General features: G+C 68.2%; 10 protein-coding genes and 1 rRNA gene. All 11 read right to left on the reverse strand.

Features of this window, described 5'->3' with window-relative positions; genetic code table 11:
* Positions 1-3: 3 nt before the first annotated feature.
* Positions 4-675 carry a methionine ABC transporter permease gene (locus tag ACIQJ5_RS10120; protein WP_402843390.1) on the reverse strand — a complete coding sequence of 224 codons (672 nt, stop codon included), beginning with the start codon at positions 673-675 and terminating at the stop codon, positions 4-6.
* Positions 672-1,787, reverse strand: a complete 1,116-nt coding sequence (locus ACIQJ5_RS10125) for a methionine ABC transporter ATP-binding protein (RefSeq protein WP_402843393.1) — start codon at positions 1,785-1,787, stop codon at positions 672-674. Before ACIQJ5_RS10125 ends, ACIQJ5_RS10120 begins: the two co-directional genes overlap by 4 nt.
* An 8-nt stretch (positions 1,788-1,795) precedes the next feature.
* A complete protein-coding gene (locus ACIQJ5_RS10130; RefSeq protein WP_402843396.1) occupies positions 1,796-2,722 on the reverse strand; it encodes a MetQ/NlpA family ABC transporter substrate-binding protein in 927 nt (308 codons plus the stop codon).
* Between the two features lie 270 nt (positions 2,723-2,992).
* The gene (gene recN, locus ACIQJ5_RS10135; RefSeq protein ID WP_402843399.1) at positions 2,993-4,684 is read right to left on the reverse strand and encodes a DNA repair protein RecN; all 1,692 of its coding nucleotides are present in this window, start codon (positions 4,682-4,684) and stop codon (positions 2,993-2,995) included.
* Positions 4,681-5,637 carry an NAD kinase gene (locus ACIQJ5_RS10140; protein ID WP_231091895.1) on the reverse strand — a complete coding sequence of 319 codons (957 nt, stop codon included), beginning with the start codon at positions 5,635-5,637 and terminating at the stop codon, positions 4,681-4,683. The genes recN and ACIQJ5_RS10140 overlap by 4 nt, the downstream gene beginning before the upstream one ends.
* Positions 5,634-6,425 carry a TlyA family RNA methyltransferase gene (locus ACIQJ5_RS10145; protein ID WP_231091894.1) on the reverse strand — a complete coding sequence of 264 codons (792 nt, stop codon included), beginning with the start codon at positions 6,423-6,425 and terminating at the stop codon, positions 5,634-5,636. The genes ACIQJ5_RS10140 and ACIQJ5_RS10145 overlap by 4 nt, the downstream gene beginning before the upstream one ends.
* On the reverse strand, positions 6,425-6,577 hold the full coding sequence (locus tag ACIQJ5_RS10150; RefSeq protein WP_231091893.1) for a hypothetical protein: 153 nt from the start codon (positions 6,575-6,577) through the stop codon (positions 6,425-6,427). Before ACIQJ5_RS10150 ends, ACIQJ5_RS10145 begins: the two co-directional genes overlap by 1 nt.
* A gap of 144 nt (positions 6,578-6,721) precedes the next feature.
* Entirely contained in the window at positions 6,722-7,777 is a 1,056-nt protein-coding gene (locus tag ACIQJ5_RS10155; RefSeq protein ID WP_402843404.1) for an HAD-IIA family hydrolase, read from the reverse strand.
* Between the two features lie 2 nt (positions 7,778-7,779).
* The gene (locus ACIQJ5_RS10160) at positions 7,780-9,081 is read right to left on the reverse strand and encodes a hypothetical protein (RefSeq protein WP_402843407.1); all 1,302 of its coding nucleotides are present in this window, start codon (positions 9,079-9,081) and stop codon (positions 7,780-7,782) included.
* Between the two features lie 20 nt (positions 9,082-9,101).
* Positions 9,102-10,175 carry a hypothetical protein gene (locus tag ACIQJ5_RS10165; protein ID WP_402843409.1) on the reverse strand — a complete coding sequence of 358 codons (1,074 nt, stop codon included), beginning with the start codon at positions 10,173-10,175 and terminating at the stop codon, positions 9,102-9,104.
* A gap of 174 nt (positions 10,176-10,349) precedes the next feature.
* Positions 10,350-10,425, reverse strand: a 5S ribosomal RNA gene (rrf, locus tag ACIQJ5_RS10170); the annotation flags it as partial.

Here is a 10,425-nt window from a genome sequence, read left to right on the forward strand (position 1 = left end):
GTCTCAGCGTCGGACGATGCGTCCTGCCAGCCAGTTGCCGAACAGCTGGCCCACCTGCACGATCACCACGATGATCGCCACCGTGACCCAGGTCGCCGCGGGGTCGAACTGCTGGTAGCCGTAGATGATGGCGAAGTTGCCGAGACCGCCACCACCGATGTAGCCGGCCATCGCCGACATGTCGACCACGGCCACGAACATGAATACGTAACCCAGCACCAGTTGCGCCAGCGCCTCCGGGATGACGACGCCGAAGAGCACCGCCAGGCGCCGTGCCCCGGATGCTCGCGCCGCTTCGACGATGCCCGGGTCGACGCTCACGAGGTTCTGCTCCACCACGCGGGCGATCACGACGGTGGCCATGATCGTCATCGGCACGATCGCCGCTGTGGTGCCGAGTGTGGTGCCGGCGACCACCTTGGTGAGCGGTCCGACGGCGGTAAGGAAGATGATGAACGGGATCGGCCGGATGATGTTCACGAGCACGTTCAGCACGCCGAACACGACCGCGTTCTCGAACAGGTTTCCCCGGCGCGTGGCGTACAGCGCCGCGCCGAGCACCAGGCCGGCCACGCCTCCGATCAGCAGTGTGACCGCCGTCATCCAGACGGTCTCGACCACCGATTGACCCAGCACGGGCCCGATGACATCCCAGTCCGCTGCGAGAACGATCATGATGCGACCCCCTCTCCGGCGTCGGCATCCGGCCACGCGTCGCGTTGCCGATCGGGGCGCACCACGCGCGTGCGTGCCGCAAGATCCGCGAACACGGCACTCACGGCGTCCTCGGTCGCGTTCACGCGGTAGGTGAGGGTTCCCAGCTGACGTCCCCGGATGTCGGTGACGCCGCCGAACACCACGACACCGCGCACACCGTGCCGTGCGAACACGGTCTCCACGTCCTCGCTGGTGAACTCGTTCACGTCCACGCTGAGCAGCGCCCCGCCACCACGGCGCAGGGCCTCGAGCACATCGCCACGCGGGACACCCTGAGTGGCGTCGGAGACGAAGCGGGAGGTCAATGAGGCCGTCGGGTGGGCGAACACACGGTAGGTGTCCCCCTCATCCACGATGCGGCCCTGCTCCATCACGATGACCTCGTCGCAGAGCTCGTGCACCACGCTGATCTGGTGGGTGATGACGACGATGGTGATGCCCAGTTCGCGGTTGGCACGAGCGAGGAGATCGAGGATGTCGCGGGTGGTCTGCGGATCCAGCGCGCTGGTGGCCTCGTCGGCCAGCAGGATGTCCGGGTTCGTGGCCAGCGCACGCGCGATGCCCACGCGCTGCTTCTGACCGCCGGAGAGCCGTCGTGGAAACTGATCCGCCTTGTCGGCGAGCCCCACGAAGTCCAGGAGCTCGGCGACCCGTGCCGCGATCCGCTCCTTCGGCCAGCCCGCGACCTTCAACGGATAGGTGATGTTGCCGCGCACGGTCCGCGATGAGAACAGATTGAACTGCTGGAACACCATGCCGATCCGGCCCCGCAGCGCGCGCAGCGCCGCCTCGTCCGCGGCGCCCACGTCGACCCCGAGGGTCGACACGATTCCGGAGGTGGGCTTCTCCAGTCCGTTGATCATCCGCACCAGGGTGGACTTCCCCGCGCCGGAGTAGCCGATCACACCCACGATGCGGCCGGCGGGCACCCGGAGCGACACATCGTCCACGGCTCGGATGGCGCCGCGGCTGCGCCGCGCCGGGAACTCCTTGCCGACACTGTCGAAAACGACCGCGAAGTCCGCGGTGGAGGATTCCTCCACCGCGGACGCGGTCTTACTGCGAACCACCGGCCGCCTTACTTCGCCGCGGAGATGTCCGACTCGAGTCCGGTCAGCACCTCCGTGAGCTTGGCCTGGGTCCAGTCGGCCTTGAAGACGAGGTTGCCGTCGTTGAGCTTCGAGACCGCCTCTTCCACCTCGGGGCTGTGGTAGGCCTCGATCAGCTTGGCCCAGCGGGGGTCGTCGGCCAGCTCTGCGCGGGTGACGAACGCGTTGATGTACGGCGCGAGCTGCGGGTCGTTGATGTCTTCCTTGAAGATGATGTCCGCGTCGGTCAGCCCGCCGCGCTGCGCCTGCACGTTGTTGACCACTGCGGCATCGGCGCTGCCGTCCTTGAGCGCGGTCACCGTCTGGTTCGCATCGACCGGCGTCACCTTGACCTTGGAGTCGACCACGTCTGCCGGCGTCGACAGTGCGTTGCCGCCGTCCTTCAGCGTGAGCAGACCGGCCGTCTGCAGGTTGAGGAGGGCGCGGGCGAGGTTGGTCGGGTTGTTCGGCACAGCCACGACGGCATCCGCGGGGAGCTTCTCGACCGCGTCGTACTCGGTGGAGTGGAGCCCCAGCGGGTACACGGCGGTGGCACCGACAGGGACTAGGTCTGCATTGTTGTCCACGTTGAACTGGGCGAGGAAGATGAGGTGCTGGAACAGGTTGATGTCGAGGGAGCCGTCCTTGACACCCTGGTTCAGCTGCACGCCATCGGTGATCGTCTTCACCTCGAGGTCGATGCCTTCATCGGCCAGCTTGTCCTTCAGGATCTGCCAGTGGGGCTCGTTGCCGTCGTCGGCGCCCAGCACGATGGTGTCCTGCTTGGCGGCGGTGCTGGCGCCGTCCGTCGTGGCACCGGCATCACCGGAGCAGCCGACGAGTCCGCTCACCATGAGCGCGACCGTGGCGAGTCCGAGGATGGAGGTGGCTCGTTTGGCGAGGGAAATCTTGGTCATGGCTCCATGAAACAACCCCCGATCGGTGCCGTCATCCGCGCCCGCAACACCTCGCCACGGAAGTTCTCATGACGTCACGGAACTACATGAAACGTCATGAGATTTTGACACGGGCGTATCGCGCCGTTCGACCGCGTGCCTCTCGCCTCCGCCGGCTCGAAGCCATCCCCTCGCCGGCTGTGCCCGCGCAGTCGGCTCCGGACGATGCGGAGGACTCTGCGGACAGTCCAGCGCATGAGAGGGCCGACATGCCCGCGCGCACGGCGGACGTCAGCCGCGCGGCTCGGCCAACGAGAGCAGTTCTCGCGCATGCGTCAGCGCGGCGTCCGAGTCCGCGAGGCCCGACAGCAGTCGTGCCATCTCGGCTTCGCGTTCCTCCCCGGTGAGCTGGCGCACGCTCGACGCGGTCACGGAGCCGTCATTGCTCTTCACCACGCTGAGGTGATTGTTCGCGAACGCCGCGACCTGCGCCAGGTGCGTGACGGCGATGACCTGACTGGTGCGCGCGAGGGTGGCCAGGCGGCGGCCGACCTCGATGGCCGCGGCACCGCCGATTCCCGCGTCTACCTCGTCGAAGACGAAGGTCGGTACCGGATCGGTTCCGGCGATCACCACCTCGATCGCGAGCATCACCCGGCTGAGCTCGCCGCCGGATGCGCCCTTCGCCACCGACCGCGGTGAGGCACCGGGGTGAGCCGCGAGCAGAAGTGCCACGTCATCCCGGCCGGAATGAGACGCGGTTCCGGCGCTGACCTCGACCGTGAGCGTGGCGTCGGGCATCGCCAGGGCGTGGAGTTCCTCGGTGACCGCGGCGCCCAGCCGCACCGCTGCCTCCGTACGCCGTGCGGTGAGAAGCTCGGCCGCGCTGTCCAGTTCGGCACGCAAGGACTCGATACGCGCGGTGAGCCGCTCGACGCGATCACCGTCGTCGTCCAGCTCCATGAGGCGGGCGGACCCGGTCTGCAGCAGCGCGAGCGCGTTCTCCAGCGATCCGTGCTGACGGATGAGACCGGCCAGCAACGCACGGCGCTCCTCGACCGCTTCGAGTTCGTGAGGGCCGGATTCGTCGAGATCGGCGAGATACCCCGACAGCTGCGCCGCGATGTCGACGGCGCGGTAGCCGATCTCCGCCAGCTGCTCGGTGAGCGCGGTCAGCACCGGATCCGTCGCGCGCTCCAGCGCTCTGCGGGCGTCGGCGATGAGCCCCGAGACGTCCGCGGCGTCCTCCTCGCTGGACAGCGCCTCCCGCGCCGTGCTCGCCGCAACCCGCAGCTCTTCGGCATTGCTCAGACGCTCCGACTTCGCCGCGAGTTCGGCGTCCTCCCCCGGTTCCGGAGCGATGCCCTCGATCACGGCGATCGCCTCGCGCAACTGCGCCGCCTCGGCCTGGCGCTCGTCGCGTCGCGTGGTCAGCTCGGCGAGCTCGGCCTCTGCCGCGAGGAATGCGTCGTACACCCGTCGATACTCGGCCAGCGCGTATGCCACCGGCTCTCCCGCGAAACGGTCCAGCGCATCGCGCTGTGCGGCAGCGGAGCGCAACCGCAGCTGATCCGACTGGCCGTGCACGACCACCAGTTCGTCCGCGAGGTCCGCGAGAACGCCCGCCGGCGCGCTTCGCCCGCCGACGCTGGCACGGCTGCGGCCCTCGGCGGTCAGGGTGCGTGACACGTAGAGCTCAGCGCGGCCATCGCCGATCGCTTCGACTTCTCCCCCGGCTTCGGCGACGCGATCCGCCACGCTGCCCACCTCAGGCACCACCCACACGCCCGCAACCACCGCGGAATCGGCTCCCGCGCGCACCGCGCCGGAATCCGCACGGGCGCCGAGCAGAAGGCCGAGCCCCGTCACCACCATCGTCTTGCCGGCGCCCGTCTCACCCGTGATCGCCGTGAAGCCGGGGCCGATCGGCAGCGTCGCCTCGGAGATGACTCCGAGGTCTCGCATGCGCATCTCCTCGATCATGCGGATCCTCCCTGAATGGGCAGCACGTCTGTCGCCGGGTCCGGTCCCCGCCAGCCGTCCACCGGCAGCCGGAACTTCCGCACCAGCCGGTCGGTGAACTTGGCCTCGTGGAGACGGGCGAGCCGCACGGGAACTGCGGACCGTCGCACCACCACGCGCGCGCCCGGGGGCAGCTCGTGGGAGCGGCGCCCGTCCGCCCACAGCACGCCGCTGCCGTTCGTGCGGCTCATCACCTCGATGGCGACCGACGATGACGGATCCACCACGATGGGCCGGGCGAATAGCGCATGCGCCGATAGCGGCACCACGCTGATCGCCTGGACCGTGGGCCAGATCACCGGGCCCCCGGCCGAGAAGTTGTAGGCGGTCGAGCCCGTCGGGGTGGAGACCACCATGCCGTCGCAGCCGAAGCTTGTGAGCGGTCGGCCGTCCACCTCCAGGACCACCTCGAGCATGCGCTCTCGGCTGCCCTTCTCGATCGAGGCGTCGTTCAGCGCGAAGGTGGAGTACACCACGTCGCCCTGCGCGTTCTTCACGCGGATGTCGACCGCCATGCGCTCTTCGACCGTGTAGTCCCGGGCGATCACGCGGCGAACGGCCTCGTCCATGTCATCGCGCTCGCTCTCCGCGAGGAAGCCGACGTGACCCATGTTGATGCCGAGAACCGGCGCGGCGCTGCCGCGGACCAGCTCCGCAGCCCGCAGGATCGTACCGTCGCCGCCGAGGACGATGGCGAGTTCCAGATCGGCCGTGCTCAGCTCCTCGCCGAGCATGCGGACGCGATCCAGCACGCTGGGGTCGGGCATCGCATCGGCGAGGTCGTTGCGATCGTCCGGAGACATCACCGGGATCGCGCCGGCGGCGGTGAGGGAATCGATCACCCGCATCGCCGCGGCGACCGTGTCATCGCGTCGTGCGTGCGCGACGACGAGGATGAAGCGTTCGTCGGTCATGCTCCGGTCACCTCCAGAACTCGCTCACGGAAATCGGTGGGGTTGGCGCCCTCCCGCCGCAGATGTATCAGGAACTCCGCGTTGCCGTGGGTGCCGAGAAGAGGGCTGGGGAGAATTCCGAGGGTGCCCAGACCGGCATCCCACGCGCTCCACAGCACCGAGGAGACGGCATCGGCGCGCAGCCCCGGGTTCGTGACGAGGCCACCCTTCACCGCGGTGCGCCCCACTTCGAACTGCGGCTTGACGAGCAGCACCACGTCGGCCTCCGCTGCCGCAACTGCGACGACAGCGGGGATCACATGCTCGAGCGAGATGAACGAGAGGTCACCGGTGACCACCTGGGGAGGAACGGACACACCGGTCGCCGCAGCGAGACTCTCCGGGCTCATGTGACGTACGTTGAACCTTTCGACGCTTCGTACCCCGGGATCGGCGGCGATCTCGGCCGCCAGCTGATCGTGGCCCACATCCACGGCGAGCACCGGCTCCGCTCCCCGTTCCCGGAGAACCTGCGTGAAGCCTCCCGTAGAGGCACCCATATCGAGCGCGACGCGACCGCCCGGGTCGATGCTGAACCCGTCGAGCGCAGCGATCAGCTTGTGCGCGGCGCGGCTGACATAGTGATCTGCACCCGCCACCTCGATGATTGCATCGTCGGAGACGGCGGCCGAGGACTTCACGACGGGGGTGCCGTCGACGCTCACCAGGCCGTCGGCGATCAGGCGCGCCGCCTGGGACCGGGAACGAGCGAGCCCGCGACTCGTGAGCGCAGCATCCAGGCGCGTCATCAGGCGGACTCTGCCCGCGGAACGCCGGAATCGAGGCGCCGTGTCAGTTCGTCGTGCAGACCCGCATACGCCTCCGCCCGTGCGGCCAGCGGCTGCGCTTCGATGACGCGCAGGCGGCTCACGAGTCCCGGATCAGAGGAGAAGTCGGTCACGACTCCACAATACGCGCCACCCCCGACACGGTCACGGAGATCCCGCGGCCTGCCGCGGAGCCCGGCGAACGTTCCCGCGCGCGGAGACGGCGAACGGGCGATCGCGAGTCGCGCCTCAGCGCTCCCCGCGCGACACCGGCTTGCTCAGGAACGCCGGCTGACGAAAGGGTCCGCGTACAGCTGCTCCGGCACACGGAAGCCGAAGATCGCGCGTCCGCTGCGCCAGATCGCCTGGGCACCGGCACGAAGCAGGTTCAGCTGGTCGCCGGCGCGCTCGATGACGATATCCGGACCATCGACGCGAACGGTCGCGTCCGCGACACTCACCCGCTCCCCATCGATCACAGTCTCCGGGTAGGGCTCGAAGAGGCCACGCAGGTCGGCCACGATGAAGTCCGGCCGTGAGTCCGGCGGCGCCGCGAGCACATGCTTCGGGCGATCGATCCCGGTCAGCACGTGCAGGGATGCGATGCCGGCCCGGTTCGCGCCGAGGATGTCGGTGTCGAGCCGGTCGCCGAGGAACAGGGCCTTCTTCGCGGAGAATCGCGACACGGCTTCCTCGAAGATCGGCGTCTCCGGCTTTCCCGCGACGGTGGCCAGTCGCCCCACGGCCGTGTGCACGGCCGAGACGAGTGTGCCGTTCCCGGGCGCGATTCCACGCTCCTTCGGGATGGTCCAGTCCGTGTTCGTAGCGATCCACGGAATCCCGCCTTCGTCCTCCGGAGTCTGCAGCGCGTAGGCCGCTTCCGCGAGCTGGTTCCAGTCCACCTCGGGCGCGAAGCCCTGCACCACGGCAGCGGGGGCATCCTCGGCGCTGCGAGTCACCGTGAATCCGGCCTTGTGCAGCTCATCGACGAGGCCGTCCCCGCCCACGACGAGGATCGTCGACCCGGGCGCGACGCGTGCGGCCAGCAGCCGCATCGCGGCCTGTGGGCTCGTCACGACCTCATCCGGCCGCGTGGGCAGCCCGAGTTCGCTCAGGTGCTCGGCGACAGCCCGGTCCGTGCGAGACGCGTTGTTGGTGATGTAGCCGACTCGCGCCGATTCACGCGCACGATTGATGCTCTCGACCGCGTGCAGGATCGCTCCCGCACCGGCGTACACGACACCGTCAAGATCGGCCAGAACGGTGTCGACGCCCTCCAGCGGGGTCGCCGCCGATCCGGCCGCGGAGGCGGAGCGACGCGAGAACAAGCCCACGATCACTCCCCCGCGTCGGTGGCGTCGTCCGTCGTCTTCGCCGCACGCTTTCGCGCCGGCTTGTCCTCGACGACCTTCACACGAACACGCGGCGACGCTTCGTCCGCGCTCGGACGCGACTTCATCGCCTTCTCCGCCTCTACAGCCTTCTTCGGCTTCTTCTCCGTCTCGGCGTCCTCGGAGGTGTCGGACGAACGAGCCTTGCTCTTCTTCTCCGACTTGTCCTTCGCCGGCTTGTCGCTCTTCGACTTGTCCTTCTTCGGCTTGTCGCTCTTCGACTTGTCCTTCTTCGGCTTGTCCTTCGCCGGGGAGGGCTCGGCAGCTTCGCCGTCAAGCTCCGTGCTCGGCTCCTCGTCATCGGCGTTGTTCTCACCGAGAAGATCCGCGACCTCGTCCTCGACGGAGTAGTCGTGCGCATTCGGCATCTCGTCAGCGCCGTCGGCGGCATCTGCTACCGGCGTCTCGCCGACGGGAGACGCATTCGGTGCGCCGTCGACGGCCGCCCCCGCTGCAGACTCATCGCCTTCAGACTCATCGCCTTCAGACACATCGGCGGATTCATCACCGCCGGAGCCCTCGCTCGGCTCGGCATGCTCCGCGACGGTCTCCGCAGAAGCGGTCGACAGCGCGTCCGCGCCGCCTTCGCCGCCGTGGTCACCGTGGTCGGCGTGGTCGGCGTGGTCGGCGTGGTCGGCGTCGTCCTCGTCGGCATCGTCGACGAAGGCATCCTCATCGAACGTGTCCTCGACCACGAGGAACTCATCGCTCATGCCCCCCGAGAGGGCTTCCTCGGCCACTGCGGCACGATGGTGCCACTGTGCCGCCTCATCCTCCAGGCCCAGTTCCTCCAGAACGACGGCGCGCGCCTCGAACAGAGCCGGACTCCACTCGAACGCCCGGTCGGGATCCAGCTCAGGAATATCCAGCTCACCGAGTGCCGCGGCAGTCTGACCAAGGTCCAGACGAGCGCCGGACATGGCGATTGCGAGCTGGACGCGGACATCCGTGGGCAGCGACGCGCGATCGACGGCGCGCCCCTCCTCCAGGCCCTTCTCCGGACGGCCCAGCCCGCGCTCGCTGTCGACGATGAGGGCGATCTGGTCGTCCTTGCCAGAGATGCGGCGATAGGTGCGCAGCTCGCGCAGAGCCAGAGCGAAATCGCCGATGCCGTAGGCGGTGATCGCCAGGGTCTCGCGTACGAGGGCAATGCGTCCGGCTCGGCGCGAGGCCGCGAGGGCGTGCTCGTGGGCGAGCGCGGGGTCATCCTCGATCAGGCGAGCCGCCATCACCAGGTGACGGGCCACACCCTCCGCGTTCTCCTTGCTCAGGGTCTTGAGCTCGTTGCGCGCAGCCGCGGGCAGGTCGCGCGCGTCGATCGCATCGGGGATCTCGGGATCCCGCGGCCGATCCGCACGCTCGTCCTGCGTCGGGCGGCTCGAGCGACGCTCGTCCTCGTTCCGGTGGTATGAACGTCGCTCCCCATCACGCGGACGGTCGTATCCATCACGGCGAGGACGGTCGAAGGAACGGCGCTCACCATCACGCTGTGGACGGTCGAACGAGCGACGCTCACCATCCCGGTTCGGGCGGTCGAACGAGCGACGCTCACCATCACGGTTCGGGCGGTCAAAGGAACGACGCTCACCATCCCGGTTCGGGCGGTCAAAGGAGCGACGGTCACCATCGCGCTGCGGACGATCAAACGAACGACGCTCACCATCCCGATTGGGACGATCGAAGGAGCGACGGTCACCATCGCGCTGCGGACGGTCGAACGAACGACGCTCACCATCCCGATTGGGACGATCGAACGAACGGCGCTCACCATCACGCTGCGGACGGTCAAAGGAACGGCGCTCACCATCACGCTGCGGACGGTCAAAGGAACGGCGCTCACCATCACGCTGCGGACGGTCAAAGGAGCGACGCTCACCATCACGCTGCGGACGGTCAAAGGAGCGACGCTCACCATCACGCTGCGGACGGTCAAAGGAGCGACGCTCACCATCACGCTGCGGACGGTCAAAGGAGCGACGCTCACCATCACGCTGCGGACGGTCAAAGGAGCGACGCTCACCATCCCGGTTCGGGCGGTCAAAGGAGCGACGCTCACCATCCCGGTTCGGGCGGTCAAACGAACGACGCTCACCATCACGCTGCGGACGGTCGAACGAACGACGGTCACCGTCCCGATTGGGACGATCGAACGAACGGCGCTCACCATCACGCTGCGGACGGTCAAAGGAACGGCGCTCACCATCACGCTGCGGACGGTCAAACGAACGACGCTCACCATCACGCTGCGGACGGTCAAACGAACGACGCTCACCATCACGCTGCGGACGGTCAAACGAGCGACGCTCACCATCACGGCTCGGACGGTCGAACGAACGGCCATCACCATCGCGGCGCGGGGGTCGGGAGTCGGAGCGGCGACGCTCGTCGCGCCTGTCGTCGTTTCGGCCGTTGTTGTCTGCCATCGTCGCTCCTCTGTTGACCTTCCTCGGGTACATTCTCCCCCGAAACCACGAAAGGCCCACCCAGCGTTGGGTGGGCCTTTCGATCGAAAGAAGTCCGGCGGTGTCCTACTCTCCCACAGGGTCCCCCCTGCAGTACCATCGGCGCTGAGAGGCTTAGCTTCTGGGTTC

Source organism: Microbacterium sp. GXS0129 (genome assembly GCF_044769785.1).
GTDB lineage: Bacteria > Actinomycetota > Actinomycetes > Actinomycetales > Microbacteriaceae > Microbacterium > Microbacterium nymphoidis.